The following is a 19,718-nucleotide window of genomic DNA, read 5'->3' on the forward strand; positions in this document are numbered from 1 at the left end:
GACCCCTTAGGGGTTCTTGATTGATTTCAAAGCGTCTTCGGTAAAAATGCGCAGGCCTAAATCGGCGCGAAATCCATGGATTTCCGAGACGTCCAGTTCCTGCATGAATTTAAGGATTTCGGGGCTGATCACCTGTCCCGGCACCAGAATGGGAAACCCTGGCGGATAGGGGATCACGAAGGTAGCCGAGACCATTTCTTCCCCGGCCTCCAGCCGGTCCAGCATCTCCTTGTCCGGCTCTACATAATCGCAATTGTCTTCGTCGTAAGACAGGAAGAAGGCAGTACGGATATCCCCCGCTTCGGTGCCCTTTTCGCAGCGGAACGCATCGTGGAAGCGGCTGAAATCTGGCAGCGGTGGGACGTGCTCGCTCAGGTTCCTGACGCGCTTTTCAAAGGCTCGCTTTTCCATCTTGGACGCATCGTCCATCAGATCGTCCAGTTCCTTGGCGATCTCGACCAGCACCTCGATCAGATAGGCGACCGAGCTGCGCGTGGTGCCGATATTGGTCATGAACAGCACGGTATTGCGCGAGGTCTTGTTGATCTGGATGCCGTATTTATCCATCAGGATCTTTGTCTTGAACGTATCGCCATCCCAGCCGGTCGCGCCCACATGCAGCGTGATGCGGGTGGCATCCAGAACGAATTCGTCCTTTGCCCAACAATCCCAGACATCAGCCCAGCCCTGATCGGGATCGAAATAGCTGGTCATGCCGCTTTCGCGATATTCCTCGGGGATCATGTCGCCCGCTGTGACCAGCTTGAAATACTTCCTGAGCAGCGGATGGGTCGTCACCGCCCGGCGGATTGCCATCGCGCTTTCGACCTGTCGCTGAACGAATTCATAGCCCTCGATCTCGACCTGCCTGCGTCCCACATCCAGTGAAGCGATGATCTGGTAGTTGGGCGAGGTCGAGGTGTGGGTCATGTAGGCCTCGTGAAAGGCCTCTTCGACCGCACCTTTGAACTGCTGGTCGTTGACGTGGATCATCGAGCCCTGCCGTAGCGCGGTCAGCGTCTTGTGCGTTGATTGCGTGGCATAGACCCGCACCCGCGCATCCGGCGGCGCGATCAGGCGGGTGTTCAGCAGGGTCTCGTCATCCGCGCCTTCCAGTTCAGCCTGCTGCGCCGCATAAGCCTCGGCATGTTCCGGGGTGCGGAACTGCTCGCGCAGCAGGTTGGCCGAGCGCATCGCCGTGCGCACACGCGTATTCGGGGCAAAACGGGCATAGCCGAACCAGGCCTCATCCCACAGGAACACAAGGTCTTTCTTGATCGCCAGACATTCCTGCATCACCCGCTGCACGTTATAGACGATGCCGTCGAAAGTGCAGTTCGTCAGCAACACCATACGGACCTGATCCAGCTTGCCTTCGGCCTTCAGGGTCAAAAGCTTGTGCTTGATCTCTCGGATCGGCACCGCGCCGTACATCGAGTAATCGTGCAGCGGATAGCTGTCCATGTAGACAACGCTCGCGCCTGCCAACACCATGCCGTAGTGGTGCGATTTGTGGCAGTCACGGTCGACCAAAACGATGTCTCCGGGCCGGACCAGAGCTTGAACGACGATCTTGTTACAGGTCGACGTGCCGTTGGTGGCGAAAAACGTCTGTTTAGAGCCGAATGCGCGGGCGGCAGCCTCCTGCGCCTCTTTGATCGGGCCACGCGGTTCCAGCAGCGAATCCAGCCCGCCCGAGGTGGCTGAGGTTTCGGCCATGAAGATGTTCGATCCGTAGAACGCCCCCATGTCCTGAATCCAATGGCTGCGGCTGATCGATTTGCCCCGACTGATCGGCATCGCATGGAACACACCGGTGGGTTGTTTCGAGTATTCCTTGAGAGCCGTGAAGAACGGTGTCTTATACCGCCGCTGCACCCCGCGCAGGATGTTCAGGTGCAGTTCCAGAAAGTCTTCCTGATTGTAAAAGACCCGCCGACACAGGCCCAGATCGAGACCCGCGATATCCTCGGCCGAGCGATCCGTGATCAGGTAGGCGTCCAGTTCGGGGCGCAACATTCCAATCCGGCGGCAGGTCTCGGGTCCGTATTCCGAGGGGGACAAAGCATCCAGATCAGCGCCTTCGCCATAAAGGCTAATATAGCGGCCCAACACGTTGGTTTCGTTCTTGGATTTCAAACTCAGGCCCGGACGAACGATTACGGCCTGCACATTCTGATTGAATAGAACCCCGATCAGGGCGTCCTCGACACTGGGGACTATGACGGTTTCATAAATGAACGGGTCTTCGCTGCGGCGCATCCGTTGCAGGCTGGATTGCAGGAACCGTTCCTGATGTTCGTTGACATTGTCGACGATCATCACCTCGAAATAGGGCCGCCCCAGCGCGCGGGCCTCATGGCTTTGGGCCGCTTCATCCTCGAACTCATCACCTTCGGTTTCATCCGCGATCAGAGGGATAGAACGGCGGCGATAAGCCCCCGAGGTGAGCGCCCGCGACACCCGCCGCACGGCAGTCGAGAAATCGGAAAAATTGCCATGATCCAGCAGTCGGCGCAGATAGTCGAAGGCCGACCCCCCAGGGAAAGCGAAATACACCTCGATCGGGGCCAATGCCTGCAGCAACTGCCGTGCGCGATCTCGATCCTTTTCGCTTCCGCCCTGGTCCAGCGACTCGGCCGTTTCCCGCAGCGCGCTCCATCGGTCTGCCCTCAGCTGTGAGGCGCTGTAGTAGTCCGAGATGGTGTGGAGCTTTTCGCTGTCGGAAATGCCGTGCATGAAGTTTTTCCTTTCTGCCGATACCGAAAAGCTACTTCGGGATCAGTCTGTGCCAGAGCGCCCTTTGTAGAGATACAGATTGTCGGGCTTGGTCGCAGCGTCTTCGCTATATCCCAGCGCCGTTCTGGGGTCGGATGCAGCGACGCCCGCAACGTCGCCTTTCTGCGGAATACTCAGCGGGCCGAGCGTGTGCAAATAAGCATCCGCTCCGCTGGTGCGGTCATAAACCGGGAACTCCGCTTCGCGGTCGCGGAAGCTTTTGAGAACCTGGCCCAAGCCTTTCAGTCCAACTTCGCGCTGGCGGCGAACCTGATCAAGATCGATCTCAATCGGGAAAATATCCTCTTGCCCTGCGGATTGGTGCAGCACGGTGGCCGATGGGTCGACGACCAGCGAGCGGCCGACGCCTCCAGCAGCCAGCCCGTTCACGTCGAACACGTAGCATTGGAACTGCGCAGCAGTAGCTTTGGCGATCGACAGCTCGGCCTCGCGGTCGGTAGTACCGGTCAGAACCGGGTGCAGCAGCACCTCGACCCCTTGGCTGGTCAGATGGCGGGTGGTTTCGGGGAACCAGATATCATAGCAGATCGAAAGGCCAAACCGGCCCACATCCGGCACGTCAAAGATGCAGAAATCAGTGCCCGATGCGATGTTCTGTTCATATGGCTTGAATGGGAACATCTTGGAGTATTTCGAGACGATCTCACCATCCGGGTTGATCACAACCGAGGTGTTGAAAACCCGCCCATCCTCGCGCTTTTCAAACATCGAGCCGGGGATCAGCCAAATACCATACCGCCGCGCTGCATCCTGAAAACGCGACAGGTCATCATTGGGAAAGGGCTGGGCAAAACGGTCAAGCGGGCCATAGGGGGCCAGCTCGCTGAACAAGGCCATCTGAGTCCAGGGGAACCGCGCCATCATCACATCGATCCGATGCAGCATCGCCTCGACATTCGAGTGCAGCGCACCGACATGCATCTGGATTCCGGTTATCGCAAAAGGGGTCATTTTTCGTTTCTTCTCATTTTCTTGCCGATTGCGACCGCCGCTGTGACCCGGCGTTCTTCATCGGAACATAAAACCGTATGTTAGCGCAAGCCCACTATCCGCAGGCGGTTGATTTATCCGGCCTCTTCCTCGGTAAGCTCTTCGCCGAGCGTTTCTACAAAGTCGATATCGTTGCGCACCCAGAAGAACCGGAAGCCGCAGCTGCGCAGCCATTTTTCCAACCGGTCCAGGCTGGACCATTCCCGCCGCAGCCCGCGCGTGGATTCAACCAGCGCCCATTGGCCGTCGACCAGAAAATAGACTGTCCAGGTGTTGGGATGCGCCGACTGGTTGGCAAAGCCGCCGCTGACCACCTCTCGGGCGGTGCGTACGGCGACCGGATAATCTCCGATCCGGTTCTCGGCGGCGAGGATGGCCAGATCGTTCTGGCGGATCGTGAAAGTGGGAAGGGGTGCGTCGTTCATGATTAGCCTGTTAAAGAAAACACCCATTCCGGTACCTCACGACCCTTCGGTTGTTCAACCTCTGTCAGGATCACGCGGCCTCGGTCTGCTCTGCTGTCTCGACGGATTCGACCACGGCCTCGGCATCCTGATCCTGAATGGCGCGGAACAACGCTTTGCGGCGCTCACTGATATCCTCGGATTTCAGGTTCTCGATCCGTGTCGCCAGTGTCCAGATATGACCGAACGGATCCGCAACGGTGGCGCAGCGCTCGCCCCAATAGGTGTCGTTTGCGTCTGAGATCAGCGTCGCGCCATTTTCCAGGGCGGTCGTCAGCGTGGCGTCAGCATCTTCGACATACATATGATGGCCAACCGGAATAACGGTGCCGGGTACAGACGGAACATGCGCGCCCCAGCCAGCGGTGACGAACAGCATCGAGTTGCCGATCTTGATGGCTGCAAAGCCGGGGGCCTCTTCCGCGTCATAGGCCTGAATCTTGGCGTCAAAGGCTTTTTCATAGAACTGCAGCGCTGCGGGAACGTCCGAGACGGCAAGCGATGCGGTGCAGGTGCGATAGCCGCGGGGCAGGGTAGCAGGCTTCTTTTTCATATCCGAAATCTCCGAATAGGGCGGGGGTCGCCCGTTGGAATATGCAGGAAAATCCCACACTATGCATCATACTGTGGATCAACTCGACGAATATTGCAACACTATGATGCATAGTGCTGAGATTCCTGCATCGGCGGTCAAAATGTCGGCGGGGTGCAGGCGCTGATGATCCGGCATTTTTCAGGCCCCACCTGCCGGAACCGATGCGGCGCGCGGCTGTCGAAGTAGTAAGCATCACCAGGCCCCAGCACCTTGCGTTGATCGCCCACAGTGACCTCGACCCGGCCCGAGATCACCACGCCGCCCTCTTCCGCCTCATGCCCGTACATTACGCGGCCCGTGTCAGCGCCCAGATCATAGGTTTCCTGCAGGATCATCATTGCGCGGCCATGCAGGTTCGAGCCCACCTGCCGCAGCGACAACCCGCCCTTGCCGATCTCGGTCAGTTCTTCAGCGGCATAGAACACGGTCTGTTCGGGCTCGATCTCAAACGAGAAAAAGTCGGACATGCCGATAGGAATACCCTGCAATATCCGGCGCAACGCACCAACAGAGGGGTTCATCTTACCAGACTCGATCAAAGAGATGGTGGAGTTCGGTACATCCGACTTTTTAGCCAGCGCCCGTTGTGACAGGCCGGCCCGTTCACGCAGGGTGCGCAGGCGCAAGCCGAGGGTCAGATCATCTTGATTGGCGTTCTTCATGTTCACTATCCGCATCACTTGAGGGGTGCCGGGACCGTAAATCAAGGACTTATGATTCACAAGAAACAGGCTTTCGCTCGGGGCTGTGGGCTCTACAGTCACGCGGTCAGATTTACGGGCGCGCGCGCCCGATAACCCGAAAGGACGCAAGATGCTGAATGCTCAGATTGCTGAACGCCGCAACACCTCGATCGCGCAGGGCGTGGGAATGCAGACGCAGGTCTATGTGGACCGTGCCGTGAACTCCGAGGTCTGGGATGTCGAAGGCAAGCGCTATATCGATTTCGCAGCAGGCATCGCCGTTGTGAATACCGGGCATTGCCACCCCAAGGTGATGGAGGCGGTGCAGAAACAGGCCTCGAACTTCACCCATACCTGCCATCAGGTTCTGCCCTATGAAACCTATATCCGTCTGGCCGAGCGCCTGAACGAGAAGGTTCCGGGCGATTTCAACAAGAAGACCGTCTTTGTCACCACCGGTGCCGAAGCAGTCGAGAACGCCGTCAAGATCGCCCGTGCCGCCACCGGCCGCCCCGCTGTGATCGCCTTCGGTGGTGGTTTCCATGGACGGACCTTCATGGGCATGTCCCTGACCGGCAAGGTGCAGCCCTACAAGGCCGGTTTCGGTGCAATGATGCCTGACACCTATCACGTCCCTTTCCCGGTTGAGCTGCACGGCACCTCGGTCGAGGATTCGCTGGGCGCTTTGACCAAGCTGTTCAAGGCCGATCTCGATCCGGGTCGCGTTGCCGCGATTATCATCGAGCCGGTTCAGGGCGAAGGCGGCTTCTACCCCGCCCCTGCCGAGCTGATGCGTGGTCTGCGCACCTTGTGTGATGAACACGGCATCGTGCTGATCGCCGATGAAGTTCAGACCGGCTTTGCCCGCACCGGTAACCTGTTTGCGATGGACGCCTATGATGTGTCCGCAGACATCACCACCATGGCCAAAGGTCTGGCCGGTGGCCTGCCTCTGGCCGCTGTCACCGGTCGCGCCGAGCTGATGGATGCGGCACACCCCGGTGGTCTGGGCGGCACCTATGGCGGCAACCCGCTGGGAATCGCCGCTGCCCATGCGGTGATGGATGTAATCGAAGAAGAAGACCTGTGCGCCCGCGCCAATGAGCTGGGTTCGCGTCTGAAACAGCGGCTGGAATCGATCCGCGCACGCACGCCCGAGATCGTCGACATTCGCGGCCCGGGCTTCATGGTCGCGGCCGAGTTCAACACCTCCGATGGCAGCGCGCCGAACCCCGACATGGCGAACGCCGTGCGCGCCGAAGCGCTCAAGCGCGGATTGATCCTGCTGACATGTGGCGTATATGGGAACGTAATTCGTTTCCTCGCACCGCTGACGGTGCAGGACGAGATCTTCGCCGAGGCCATGGATATCCTCGAAGCCTCGGTCGACGCTGTCAAAGGAGCCTGAACATGCTGGATACCAAAGTGACCAAGCTGGAACTGAAAGATCCCAGCCTTCTGGAAACCCGTGCTTATATCAACGGCGCATGGGTTGAGGGTGAGGCTACTTTCCCGGTTCACAACCCTGCCACTGGTGATCTGATCGCCAACGTGACCGATGTCAGCATCGAAGGCACCACGCAGACTATCGATGCCGCCTACGCCGCCAAGAAGGAGTGGGCCGCTCAGACAGGCAAGGAACGCGCTGCGATCCTGCGCAAGTGGTTCGATCTGATGGTCGAAAACGCCGATGATCTGGCCACTATCCTGACCGCCGAGATGGGCAAGCCCTGGCCCGAAGCGCGCGGAGAGATCCTGTATGGCGCATCGTTCATTGAGTGGTTCTCGGAAGAGGCCAAGCGCGTTTATGGAGACGTCATCCCCGGCCACCAGCGCGACAAGCGCATTGTGGTGCTGAAACAGCCCGTGGGTGTGGTCGGTTCAATCACCCCGTGGAACTTCCCCAACGCGATGATCGCGCGCAAGGTTGGCCCGGCGCTGGCGGTTGGTTGCACGTTTGTGGCGCGGCCTGCAACGCTGACACCGCTCTCGGCAACGGCGATGGCGGTACTGGGCGAACGTGCCGGTATCCCGGCAGGGGTGTTCAACGTGATCCCGGGCACCGACAGCTCAGGCGTGGGCAATGAACTCTGCACCAACGATAAGGTTGCCAAGATCACCTTTACCGGCTCGACCCGCGTAGGCCAGATCCTGATGCGTCAGGCGGCAGGCACCATCAAGAAGATGTCGCTGGAACTGGGCGGCAATGCGCCTTTCATCGTGTTCGACGACGCCGATGTGGATGCCGCCGTTGACGGCGCGATGATCGCCAAGTTCCGCAACAACGGTCAGACCTGCGTCTGCGCCAACCGCATCTATGTGCAGGCGGGCGTCTATGATGAATTCGCTGCCAAGCTGGCCGAAAAGACCAAAACGCTGAACATTGGCGACGGTTTTGGCGATGGTGTCACCACAGGCCCGCTGATCAACGACGCGGCGGTTGCCAAGGTCGAAGAACACATCTCGGACGCGGTATCGAAAGGCGCGACCGTCACGCTGGGTGGCAAACGCTCGGAACTGGGCGGAACATTCTTTGAACCTACCGTTCTGACCGGCGTGACCCGTGACATGGTGGTGGCGAAGGATGAAACCTTTGGCCCCGTCGCGCCTCTGTTCAAATTCGAAGAAGAAGACGACGTGGTTGCCATGGCGAATGACAGCGAGTTCGGTCTGGCCTCGTATTTCTACAGCCGCGATTTGGCCCGCGTCTGGCGCGTGGCCGAAGCGTTGGAATCGGGCATGGTGGGCATTAACACCGGACTGATCTCGACCGAGGTCGCCCCATTTGGCGGCGTCAAGCAATCGGGCCTTGGCCGTGAGGGTTCGAAATACGGGATCGAGGATTTCCTTGAGATCAAATATCTCTGCATGGGTGAAATCCAGTAGACGCCCAATGCCTTAAAATTTCAACGCACTCGCAGCCCGCTGCGGGTGCGTTTTTCATTTCAGACCGATGCGTGTCCGCGCAGTCGAAACACCAAGGGCATCATCAGCAGAACCAGCGCTGCCGAAAAGAAAAATGGCGCGCCGGGCATGTAGGTCCCGTTACTATCGACCGAGGCCTGAAAGAGGCCGGTCATGGCCAGGGGTGCCAAGACCGCTGCCACTGAAGACAGCGACGCAATCACCCCCTGCACAACACCCTGCCGGTCTTCGTCGGCCTGATTTGAGGCCATCGCCGTGATCAGTGCAGGCACCAGATCAGACAACGCAGCCAGCAAAATAAAGATGACAAGTGCTGTCACCGTTGCCGTAAACCCAAAACCGATCATTCCGATCAGCGCTGATGTCATTCCCAAGAGGAGGGTTCGGTAGTCGCCAATCCACCGGATGAAAAGCGGCATCAGACCTGCCTGCACGAAGGCCAGCAGTACGCCATAGGCCGCCAGAGACAAACCGATATAGAGCGTGGACCAGCCAAAGACTTCACGAATCCAAAAGGCCCAGAGCGTGGGGTAAACCATGTTGGCGAATTCGAAAATGAATATGCACAACAACGGAACGGCCAGCCCCGGAAAACGAAAGGCATCGAAGATCGATTTGAACGGGTTCAGGTCGCGTTTGCCAAAAGGTCGGCGTTTCTCGGGTGTTAGGCTTTCGGGAAGGACAAACACGCCGAACAGTGCGTTCGCCGCCGATAAGACAGCGGCAATCCAGAAAGGTGCGGTGATGCTAATCTCGGCGGCAATACCGCCGATGGCGGGCCCAAGAACAAAGCCGATCCCGAACGCAGCCCCGATAAGGCCGAAATTCGCGGCCTTCTCGGTCGGCGCGGATATATCTGCAATATAAGCTGTTGCGGTAATATAAGTCGCCCCAGCCAACCCCGCGAGCGTACGCCCAAGCAGCAGCAGCCAGAACGTGCCTGCCAGAGCCATGATCACGTAATCAAGCGCCAGCATGACCAGTGACGCAATCAGGATCGGCCTGCGGCCAACGGCGTCCGAGATACTACCGACAACAGGTCCACACAGAAACAACGCCCCGGCATAAGCAGCCATCAACAAGCCGCCCCAGAAGGCCCCCTGCCCGGTATCGCCCGCGCCCACGCGATCCATCAGGTCAGGCATGATGGGGAACACGATGCCAATGCCAATGGCATCGATCATCAACGTGATCAGAATGAAGGTTATGGCGCGGCTTTTGAACATACCGCCCTATCGGACGAGTGCGCCGGCAAAGCAAGAGAAAAGGGCCGCGCAGAGCACCTCGCGAATGCTCTGTGGCAACCCTTTGCCGTCTTGAGCTACTGACCCAATGCCACACCTTCGCGACGCGGATCGGCAGCGCCGATCAGTTGGCCATCCTTGATCAGGATTGCGTGCAGCCCGCTATTGAGGTCAACCTGTTTCACTTCATGCCCCTTGCCGGTCAACGCATCTGCGAATTCAGCAGCGGATGTTCCCTGCTCCAGATCCATGGATGACCCGTTACGATGGACGAAGTGCCCTGTTTCGATGGCGTCCTGCGGGTCCATGTCCCAATCAAGGATCGCGATGATGGTCTTGGCCACATAATTGATGATGCGGCTGCCTCCGGGTGAGCCGATCAGCAAATAGGGCTCACCCTCTTTCATCACGATGGTTGGCGACATCGAGCTGCGCGGACGCTTGCCCCCTTCGACCCGGTTGGCCACCAGCCGGTCACCATCCATGGGTGCGCGATCAAAGTCGGTCAGCTCATTATTCAGCAGAAAGCCCCGCACAAAGACCCGACTGCCAAAGGCGGTTTCGATCGTGGTCGTCATCGACAGCGCGTTGCCATACTGATCGCGGATCACGATGTGACTGGTGCCGGGGCGATCCGGATTCTGTGACGGTGCAAACAGAGCAGTGTGATCACGCGGTGGCTCACCCGCTTGGCGCTTCTCACCAGCCGCTGCTGGGTCGATCATTTCTGAGCGCAGCTTTAGATAATCCTTATCCAGCAGGCCCTTGACCGGTACATCGACAAAATCGCTATCGGCCATATAGAGCGCGCGGTCAGCATAGGCAAGCTTGGCCGCTTCGGCATAGAGATGCGCCATCTCTGCGTTCCAACCGGTACCATTGAGGTCAAAATTGCTCAGGATGCCCAGAATCTGCCCCACGGTCAGACCACCAGAGGTCGGCGGGCCCATACCGCAGACGTCATAGCCGCGATAATCGGCACAGACGGCGGGACGGATTTTGACCCGGTAGGCGGCCAGATCCTCAAGCGTGATGTTGTTTTCGACTTTCGAAGTCGCCGCAACCGCAGCAACCATATCCTCGGCAATCGGACCGCTGTAGAAAGCGCCCGCGCCCTGATCGGCCAGAATACGCAGGGTTTGCGCAAATTCGGGGTTCCTTAGCAACGTCCCGGCCTGCAGCGGGGTGCCATCTTCGTTGAAAAAATACGCTTTACCCGCCGGGAACACACCGACAGAACGCTCACGCTCAATGGTGCTTTGGATCGAATTTGCCATGCGGGGCGAGACCTCGAACCCCTGCTCGGCCTGATCGATGGTGGACTGAAACAGCGAGGCCCAGTCTTTCTTTCCATAAAGGTTATGGGTCACTTCCATCAGGCGCAGAATGCCCGGCACGCCGACAGATTGACCCCCTACAACAGCTTCGGGCCACGGCATCTTTTCCCCGTCCGGTAACAGAAAGCGTTCGGGCGTGGCCTTGGCGGGTGCTTTTTCACGCGCATCAAAGGTGGTCAGAGTTTTGGCTGAGGCGTCCCAATACAACATGAACGCACCGCCACCGATGCCCGAGGATTGCGGCTCCACCAGATTCAGCATCAACTGAACCGCGATCATCGCGTCCGCGGCGGTGCCTCCCGCCAACAGCACGTCATATCCGGCTTTTGCGGCAATCGGGTTTGCGGCGGAAACCATGAACTCGGTCCCGGTGACCGAGTCTTTGTCTTCCCAGCCATAGCCAAATTCTGGCGCAGGGTCTTGTGCAACAGCCATGCTGGCGACGGTGCCAAAGACCATCGCCGCTGTTGTCTTCAACAGGGTTTTCATAGCAATTCACCTTTGAAAGTTTTTTGGAAACCGAAACACTCGTTACAAAAACACTTTCAAACCGAATTGACCACTATCTGACCACATAGACGGACGCGTTTGAGTGTCGGATGACGCGGGACGCGTTTGGTCCGAGAAGGTAGTCCTTGAGGTCTGGTTTGTGCGCTCCGATGACAATGAGGTCAGAGCCTGCGCCTTCGGCAGTTTCGAGAATTTTCTGATAGGCGGTGCCAGTGGCGACCACATGGCGGATGCTGGCGTTTCGCTCCTCGCCCAGCGTGCGGGCGCAAAGCTGGATCAGCTTTTCTTGCGCCGCCTCCACCGCCTTTTCATGGAACTCGGGCTGGAAGAAGCCCGAGACCCAGCTTTCGCCAAAATCCGGCAGAACCGTCACCACATCCAGCTGCGCGCCGTCCAGATCGGCCAACACCGCTGCCCGTTCCAGAACGCCTGCATCCAGATCGTCATTGCTGATATCCACGGCACAGAGGACAGATTTAATCATGATGTAACGACCTCTTCTTCGTTGACGCGCGCGGCGCGGCCGCGCTGGAGGAAGGCAATGAGACCCAGCAGAAGCAGCGCCGGAATGAAGATTAGCTCTTTCGGTGGCTGGCTCTGCGGGGCTTGAATACTGGTGATGCGAACAGCGTCGTCAGCATAATAGTCGAACATGTCCAGCTCATCCGCGACCGGAGTGCCAAACAGCGGCTCGTCCAGTTTGATCAGGCCGTCTTCTTCCAGCGTGATCAAACCCAGAGCGTCAACGCGCGCAGCACCATCGGCCCCTTCCGGAATGTCCAGAACCACCGTGGTTTCGGTCATATTGCCGGTGTCAAAGTCAGGACCTGCGACCTCGATCCGCATGGTGCTGCCGGGTGCAGCCTCGCCCACGGCCTGTGTCAGCTGTGCCGGTTCGATCTGCGCAAAGGGCGGTGCGATGCGGTTCATGAAGAAGTCCGGACGGAACAGCGCGAAAGCGATCAGGATCAGCGCGACGCTTTCATAGATGCGGTTCTTGGTCAGGAACCAGCCCATGGTACCGGCGGTGAAGATCAGGATCGCGATGGTCGCAGAGACGGCCACCAAGATGCCCTGCACCCAGCCCACATCGATCAGCAACAAATCGGTGTTGAAGATGAACACGAAAGGCAGGGCTACGGTGCGCAGGGAATAGAAGAAAGCCGTGAAGCCTGTCTTGATCGCGTCCCCGCCCGAAACAGCGGCAGCCGCAAAGCTCGCCAGACCCACGGGCGGTGTCACATCAGCCATGATACCGAAGTAGAACACGAACAGATGCACCGCGATCAGCGGCACGATCAGACCATCCTGCGCGCCCAGTTCGACAACCACACCCGCCATCAGTGAGCTGACGACGATATAGTTGGCCGTGGTCGGCAGACCCATCCCTAGGATCAGGCTCAGCAGCCCCACCAGCGCCAGCATGGCGATCAGGTTGCCGCCCGACAGGAACTCGACCAGATCGGCCATTACCTGGCCCACACCGGTCAGCGTCACAGTGCCCACGATCACACCCGCTGTAGCGGTCGCGAGAGCGATGCCGATCATATTGCGCGCGCCGTCAATCAACCCGTTCCACAGATCGACAACCCCATCTTTGAACGCATTCGCGGTGTCACTCTCACCCCGGAAGATGGACTTGAGTGGCTTTTGCGTCAGCAGGATCACGAACAGCAGAGAGGTTGCCCAGAAGGCGGACAGACCGGGCGATTTCTGTTCGATCATCAGGAAGTAGACCAGCACGATGATCGGCAGCAGGTAATGCAGACCGGCCTTGTAGATCTCGGCGATCACCGGCAGTTCGACCTCTTTGGCGTTGGGGTCATCGGGAACCAGATCCTCGACCCCCGCGGCCAGTTTCAACAGGAACAGATAAGCCAACACGATCAGCGCCGACAGGACCAGTCCCGACGCATCAGGCATGATCGCTATGATCGCCTTGATCGGGTATTGGATGCCATAGCACAGCCCGGCAAAACCCACGAAGAACAGCGCCATGCCGCCAATCGTGCGCCCCATCGAAACGACACGGTCGCCCAGCGTCGGCATGTTCCGCTTCACCGCTTCAAGATGAACGATATAGACCAACGCGATGTAGGAAATCGCCGCAGGCAGGAAGGCATGGGTGATCACCTCGACATAGGAGATGCCCACATATTCCACCATCAGGAAGGCAGCAGCGCCCATCACCGGCGGCATGATCTGGCCATTCACGGATGAGGCGACCTCGACCGAGCCAGCCTGTTCGCTGGAAAAGCCCACACGCTTCATCAGTGGGATGGTGAAAGTACCGGTGGTCACAACGTTCGCAATGGACGAGCCCGAGATCAGTCCAGTCGCCGCTGAACCCACCACAGCCGCCTTGGCCGGTCCGCCGCGCAGGTGGCCCAGCGCACCAAAGGCCATCTTGATAAAGTAGTTGCCTGCGCCTGCCTTATCCAGCAGCGCGCCGAACAGAACGAACAGGAAGACGAACTTGGTCGACACGCCCAGCGCGATGCCAAAGACACCTTCGGAGGTGATCCACATATGGCTCATCGCCTTTTGCAGGCTGGCGCCTTTCCAGCGGATCACTTCGGGGACCCAATCGGACGAGCCGAAGAAGACGTAAGCCAGAAAGATCGTTGCGATGATTGCCATCGCGGGGCCAAGTGCGCGACGCGCGGCTTCGAACAGAAGCAGCAGACCGACAAGTGCAAACCACTTGTCCGTGTCGTCAGCAAGGCCGCCCGCATCAACGATCTTTTGGTAGAAGAAATAGCCGTACAGCGCCAGGAAGGCGCCCACGATCCCCATAATCCAGTCCTGAACAGGGATATAGTTTCGCGGGCTGGATTTAAGCGCCGGATAAGCCGCAAAGGCCAGGAACATCGCAAAGGCCAGATGAATCTGGCGCGAGTTGTTCACTACGCTGCCCGGCAGCAGGTAGTTCGACAGGGGCGAGGCCAACACGACCTGAAACACCGACCACAAGACAGCAACGATCGCTAGAAACAGCCCCACATTCCCAGCCGGATTGCGCGCACCCGCATCTGATGAGGCGACCAGATCCTGAAGCTCTTCTTCGGATAGAGGGCGATTGCCCTGTGTGTCGTCGGAACTCATGGTGATATCTCCCCGTCCTTCGGCCTTGGTTTTTTGTGGCCGTCTTGTCACCGGTTAACCCGGATATGAATCGGGGCGCCCCGAAAGGCGCCCCGCGTCAGGTCTGGTTACTGAATCCAGCCTTTTTCTTTGTAGTACTTCTCCGCACCCGGATGCAGCGGAGCCGACAAGCCGTCCGCGATCATCTCTTCAGGCTTGAGGTTGGCGAAGGCCGGGTGCAGCTTTTTAAAGTCATCGAAGTTCTCGAAGACCGAGCTGACAACCGCATAAACCGCATCATCCGACACATCTGCCGAGGTCACGAAGGTCGCGCCAACACCAAAGGTCTGGGTGTCGCCGTCCGAACCACGGTACATGCCACCTGGGATAGTCGCTGTGCGGTAGAACGAGTTATCGTCGACCAGCTTGCTGACTGCATCACCGCTGACGTTCACCAGAACCGAGTCACAGGCGGTGGTCGCTTCCTGGATCGAACCGGACGGGTGACCAACGGTGTAAACCATCGCATCGATCTGGTTGTCGCACAGAGCTGCCGACTGTTCAGCCGCTTTCAGCTCGGTCGCCAGTTCGAAATCATCGGTGCTCCAGCCCATTTCGCCCAGCAGAACCTCCATGGTGCCGCGTTGACCGGAACCGGGGTTGCCGATATTGACGCGCTTACCCTTCAGGTCTTCAAAATTGGTGATACCCGCGTCGGCACGCGCCACAACCGTAAACGGCTCTGGATGTACCGAGAACACGGCACGCAGGTTCTCAAACGGGCCGGCTTCTTCGAATTTCGAGCTGCCGTTAAATGCGTGGTACTGCCAGTCCGACTGTGCCACCCCAAACTCAAGCTCGCCTTCGCGAATGGTGTTGATGTTGTAAACCGACCCCCCAGTCGACTCCACCGAACACCGGACCCCGTGTTCTTTCCGGCCCTTGTTGACCAGACGGCAGATCGCGCCACCCGTCGGGTAATAGACACCCGTGACTCCGCCGGTTCCGATCGTGATAAATTCTTCTGCATATGCCGCTGGTGCCATCAAGGCCGCCGCGGCAAATGCGGTAATTGAGGTTTTCTTGAACACTTTGACACTCCTGTTGTCAGTCTTTTTTTGATCTGTTGGGGTGCCTGAAACCTTTCAGAACACAACAGAAAAAATCGCACTGGAATCAGGCCCCCCGATGATTAAGAGGAAAGCGAAACCAAACAGCAGGTGTCTATACGGTTGATTACGTATAGGCTCGGATTCGAAGAATAGGGGAAAGAGGGTAACTGATCGCAGCCAAAGCTGTGGCATCGACCCGAACAGAAGGTCATTTGGACAGGAATTGAACTACGCTGGACAACAAGAACTCCGCCAAGAACAGGCCGAACCTGCCCGCAGACGCAGGTCGCTGCGTGCCACGCTCGCCTTGTGTCTGGGTGGCTTGCAGTTCCTCGCCATCTTGTCGGTGATCCTGTCGACCTTTGTCAGCTCGGAAAACGCTTTGTTGCGGCAATCGCGAAATTCGCTGAATGAGGTCAGTGTCAATGTCATCGGCCAGGTCAAAAGCTTTTTGAACCCGGCCCGGCAGGCCTTGGATGCAACACGGCGGCTTGCGGAAAATGACGTGCTGGACATCAGCGATCCCAGCGCGCTGGAAAGCCATTTCTTCCAACAGCTACAGGTCGCGCCTCAGCTTGCCGGGATGTATCTGGCCGATGCGACGGGCAGGTTTGTCTATGTCATGCGCGCCGAAGAACCTGGGCGCTATCGTACCAAGTTCGTTCCGCCATTTCTACAGGGCACCGCTGAACATCCGGCCGATTTCCGATGGCGCAACGATCAGTTCACACTGCTGGAAACGGCCACCACCCAAACCGATACCTATGAGGCTCGCACCCGTCCCTGGTTCAGGATGGTTTCTGAAACCAAAGCACCGATTTGGACAGAACCCTACATATTCTTCACGGCACGCCAACCGGGGATCACCTACAGTGTGCCCATATTGGACGACGCCGGAGATATCCGCGCAATTTTGGGTGTCGATATCCAGATCGACGCCCTGTCCGGGTTTTTGCTGGACATCTGGTCCGAACGGCGCGGTGCCGCGCTTGTCCTGAACGAAGACGGTGCGGTTCTGGCACATCCAACACTGGTCCTGATCCGGCAGGAGGCGCATATGGAAGCGCCGGAACTGACCCGTGTGGATCAGATCGCAGACCCCATCGCGCAAAAGGCATTCGGAGATGTGGTGCAAACCGGCCTGAGTGACGCTGATGGCCCTGTCCATACGGATTTCCAGCTGAACGGTCAGGATTACGTCGCGATGCTGATCGAGGTCTCGGAACCGGGGCTGCGCTGGCTGATCGGGCTTTATGCGGCTGAAGACAACTTTATCGGCGAGATCAAGAAAAACCGGACACAAGGCGTCTGGATCGCGCTGGCAATCGCTATTCTGACTGGTGCAATCGGGTTAGCCATGGCCGACCGGATCTATGCCCCGGTACGCACATTCGCCAGCCAGAGCCAGCAGCTGTCCAGCGGCGAGATCACCCCCGAGGAAGGCTTGCACAGCCCTTATCGCGAGTTGGAAGACACCGGCGCGGCATTGACACAGGAAGTTCGACAACGGCAACGGTTCGAAACCGCCTATGGCCGCACTTTCGACCTGGCCTCGCGCGGGATGGCCCAGATCACCCCCGAGACGGGACAGTTTCTGCGCACCAACGAACAGCTATGCGACATCATGGGATATCAGCCAGATGAGCTGGAAAGGATGACACTGGCCGATATTCTACCTGAAGACGGCCAGCAAATCGCGGTCAAGTTCCGCGAAACGCTGCTACAGGATTCCGAGTTCATCGCGGAAAACCAATTCGTCCGCAAAGATGGATCGACCATCTGGCTGCGCGTGAATGCGATCCTGATCCGGGACGAGAATGGCGTCCCCGATCATGCTGTGGCCATCATCGACAATGTCAGCGACCGGAAACAGGCCGAAGACGAGGTAAGCCGCCTCAGCCGCGATCTGTCCCATGTGGCGCGGGTGAACCTGATGGGCGAGATGGCCTCGGGGTTGGCGCATGAGCTGAACCAACCGCTCAGCGCGATCTCCTACAATGTCGATGCGGCCAAGATCACGCTTGAGGAAATCGGTGATCCCGATCCTGAACTGAACGAGATTCTATCCGACATTGACCGTCAGTCGCGCCGCGCGGGGGACATCATCCGTGCCTTGCGGGACGTAGTGCGCAAAGACCGCGGTCGGCAGGCCCCGTTCGAGTTGGGCGGGCTGATCCATCAAACCGTCACGCTAATGGAGGGCGAGGCCAAGCTGCATGACATCAAGCTGGTCTATGACGAGAGCACCCTACCCGCTGTCATCGGCAACCGCACCCAGATCGCTCAGGTACTGGTCAACCTGCTGCGAAATGCTATCGATGCACTGGACCGGGATCCGGGTGAGGCGGGCCGGATCACAATCTCCACGCTTGTAAGCGAAGAGTGTGTCGAGGTTCGCGTCGAAGACAATGGGCCCGGCGTCAATGAGGATGTAACCCTGTTCAATATGTTTGATACCCAAAAGACCGACGGCATGGGATTGGGCCTGTCGATCTGCCGAACCATCGTCAAAGCCAACGGCGGCCGGATCTGGCACGACCCGACCGAGGGTACCGGCGCGCGGTTCTGTTTCACCTTGCGTCGCAGCGACCGGGCTGAGGAAAACACTTCATGACTCCGGAACCGCTTACCGTCTTTATCGTAGATGATGATGATGACGTGCGCATCGCCCTGTCCCGCTCGCTTGGCAAGCGCGGCATGAAGGTTGCGCATTTCCCCGATGCTCAGTCCTTTCTGGATCAGGTAGATGCAGATGCCGCGGGCTGTCTGATCCTGGACTACGGCATGCCCGGAATGGATGGGCTGGAACTGCAGGATCACCTTGTCCAACAGAACTCGACCCTTCCGATCATCTTCATCTCAGGCCATGGTGGCATTCCTGAATCGGTGCGCGCCACCAAGGCCGGGGCGATTGATTTTCTGGTCAAGCCGTTTGACCTGAGCGTGTTGATTGAGCGCATAGAAGCGGCCTGGGACGTGGGCGCAGGTCTGCGCGCAGAAAAGGCACACCGGCAGGCACTGGCAGACAAACGCGGCCTGCTGACCGAGCGGGAAGAGCAGGTGCTGCAGCATATCCTGACCCACCCTGCCCGCACCTCAAGCAAAGAGATCGCCGCCGAACTGGGCATCAGTCCACGCACGGTCGAGATACATCGTGGGCGTATTCAACAGAAGGTCGGGGTGAAAACCACCATCGAGCTTTATGAGCTGTTCGGACACATGCAATGATCGCCAGCCTGATGATGTATGCCCGCCCCCAGCTTGACGGCGCGCATGAGCGGTTTTGGACCCTGATCCGCAACGACCTGAGCCACGTGGGGATCGACAGCCCCGTACATTTGTCCCAGCAAGCCGAGGAGTTTTCGGTCTGGCAATCCTCCGATCTGGTGCTCAGCCAAACCTGTGGCATGCCCTTTCGCTTGTGGCTGCACGACAAGGTGCAACTGGTGGGCACGCCGGACTACGGCGTTGAGGGATGCCCGCCCGGCTATTACCGCAGCGCGCTGGTCGTGCGCTCTGATGATACACGCGAGGATCTGGCTGCTTATCAGGATGCGGTCTTTGCCTACAACCAAACCTTCTCGCAATCGGGTTATGCGGCGCCCTATTGGCACCTCGCCCCACGCGGGTTCTGGTTCAGGGATCAGCTCCAGACCAAAGGGCATCTGAACTCAGCCCGCGCGGTGGCCGAAGGCCGGGCAGACATCGCCGCGCTGGATGCAGTTTCGTGGCGTTTGATGCGCGAGCATGAGGATTGGGCTTCGAGTTTACGTGATCTGGACTGGACCGAACCCACGCCGGGTTTGCCCCTGATTACCGCAAAAGGAAATGACGCAGAGGCGATCTTTACAGCGGTTCAATCGGCCATCGGACAGCTGGATGCGACAGACCGGACAGCGCTTGGATTGCGTGACATTGTGCGCATCTCTGCCCAGCAATACCTCGCCGTCCCCAACCCTCCTGAACACGGCTAGA

15 protein-coding genes are annotated in these 19,718 nt (G+C 58.6%); 5 read left to right on the forward strand and 10 right to left on the reverse strand.

Annotated elements, in window-relative coordinates; translation table 11 throughout:
* Positions 1-6: 6 nt before the first annotated feature.
* From ACR0NF_RS09125 to ACR0NF_RS09145, 5 genes are all read right to left on the reverse strand, one after another.
* The gene (locus ACR0NF_RS09125) at positions 7-2,739 is read right to left on the reverse strand and encodes an aminotransferase class I/II-fold pyridoxal phosphate-dependent enzyme (protein WP_480778124.1); all 2,733 of its coding nucleotides are present in this window, start codon (positions 2,737-2,739) and stop codon (positions 7-9) included.
* A 42-nt stretch (positions 2,740-2,781) separates the two neighbouring features.
* A complete protein-coding gene (locus ACR0NF_RS09130) occupies positions 2,782-3,750 on the reverse strand; it encodes a carbon-nitrogen hydrolase family protein (protein WP_480778125.1) in 969 nt (322 codons plus the stop codon).
* A gap of 113 nt (positions 3,751-3,863) precedes the next feature.
* Entirely contained in the window at positions 3,864-4,214 is a 351-nt protein-coding gene (locus ACR0NF_RS09135; RefSeq protein WP_480471263.1) for a hypothetical protein, read from the reverse strand.
* A gap of 70 nt (positions 4,215-4,284) precedes the next feature.
* The gene (locus tag ACR0NF_RS09140) at positions 4,285-4,806 is read right to left on the reverse strand and encodes a VOC family protein (protein ID WP_480778126.1); all 522 of its coding nucleotides are present in this window, start codon (positions 4,804-4,806) and stop codon (positions 4,285-4,287) included.
* 137 nt (positions 4,807-4,943) lie between these two features.
* A complete protein-coding gene (locus ACR0NF_RS09145; RefSeq protein ID WP_480471265.1) occupies positions 4,944-5,510 on the reverse strand; it encodes a cupin domain-containing protein in 567 nt (188 codons plus the stop codon).
* A gap of 151 nt (positions 5,511-5,661) precedes the next feature.
* Between ACR0NF_RS09145 and ACR0NF_RS09150 the strand changes: the two genes are divergently transcribed.
* Both ACR0NF_RS09150 and ACR0NF_RS09155 read left to right on the forward strand, forming a co-directional pair.
* Positions 5,662-6,939 carry a 4-aminobutyrate--2-oxoglutarate transaminase gene (locus ACR0NF_RS09150; protein ID WP_480668092.1) on the forward strand — a complete coding sequence of 426 codons (1,278 nt, stop codon included), beginning with the start codon at positions 5,662-5,664 and terminating at the stop codon, positions 6,937-6,939.
* Between the two features lie 2 nt (positions 6,940-6,941).
* A complete protein-coding gene (locus ACR0NF_RS09155; RefSeq protein ID WP_480778127.1) occupies positions 6,942-8,417 on the forward strand; it encodes an NAD-dependent succinate-semialdehyde dehydrogenase in 1,476 nt (491 codons plus the stop codon).
* 59 nt (positions 8,418-8,476) lie between these two features.
* Here ACR0NF_RS09155 and ACR0NF_RS09160 read toward each other — a convergent pair whose 3' ends face one another.
* The 5 genes from ACR0NF_RS09160 to ACR0NF_RS09180 form a co-directional block, all read right to left on the reverse strand.
* A complete protein-coding gene (locus ACR0NF_RS09160; protein WP_480778128.1) occupies positions 8,477-9,682 on the reverse strand; it encodes an MFS transporter in 1,206 nt (401 codons plus the stop codon).
* Positions 9,683-9,777: 95 nt separating this feature from the next.
* On the reverse strand, positions 9,778-11,526 hold the full coding sequence (gene ggt, locus ACR0NF_RS09165) for a gamma-glutamyltransferase (RefSeq protein ID WP_480471269.1): 1,749 nt from the start codon (positions 11,524-11,526) through the stop codon (positions 9,778-9,780).
* Positions 11,527-11,599: 73 nt separating this feature from the next.
* Positions 11,600-12,031, reverse strand: a complete 432-nt coding sequence (locus ACR0NF_RS09170; protein WP_480471270.1) for a universal stress protein — start codon at positions 12,029-12,031, stop codon at positions 11,600-11,602.
* Positions 12,028-14,652 (reverse strand): TRAP transporter permease, encoded by a 2,625-nt coding sequence (locus tag ACR0NF_RS09175; RefSeq protein ID WP_480471271.1) that lies wholly within the window; start codon positions 14,650-14,652, stop codon positions 12,028-12,030. Before ACR0NF_RS09175 ends, ACR0NF_RS09170 begins: the two co-directional genes overlap by 4 nt.
* Before the next feature lie 107 nt (positions 14,653-14,759).
* Positions 14,760-15,722, reverse strand: a complete 963-nt coding sequence (locus tag ACR0NF_RS09180; protein ID WP_480660656.1) for a TAXI family TRAP transporter solute-binding subunit — start codon at positions 15,720-15,722, stop codon at positions 14,760-14,762.
* A 244-nt stretch (positions 15,723-15,966) separates the two neighbouring features.
* On the opposite strand from ACR0NF_RS09180, the gene ACR0NF_RS09185 reads away from it, so the two are divergent.
* From ACR0NF_RS09185 to ACR0NF_RS09195, 3 genes are read left to right on the forward strand one after another with little or no spacing between them, the layout of a single operon-like run.
* A complete protein-coding gene (locus tag ACR0NF_RS09185) occupies positions 15,967-18,357 on the forward strand; it encodes an ATP-binding protein (protein ID WP_480778129.1) in 2,391 nt (796 codons plus the stop codon).
* Positions 18,354-18,971, forward strand: coding sequence for a response regulator transcription factor (locus ACR0NF_RS09190; RefSeq protein WP_480471274.1), 618 nt, complete (start codon positions 18,354-18,356; stop codon positions 18,969-18,971). Before ACR0NF_RS09185 ends, ACR0NF_RS09190 begins: the two co-directional genes overlap by 4 nt.
* The gene (locus ACR0NF_RS09195; RefSeq protein WP_480471275.1) at positions 18,968-19,717 is read left to right on the forward strand and encodes a phosphate/phosphite/phosphonate ABC transporter substrate-binding protein; all 750 of its coding nucleotides are present in this window, start codon (positions 18,968-18,970) and stop codon (positions 19,715-19,717) included. Before ACR0NF_RS09190 ends, ACR0NF_RS09195 begins: the two co-directional genes overlap by 4 nt.
* Position 19,718 lies beyond the last annotated feature (1 nt).

The sequence above is a fragment of the Ruegeria sp. CF4 genome, from assembly GCF_056537345.1.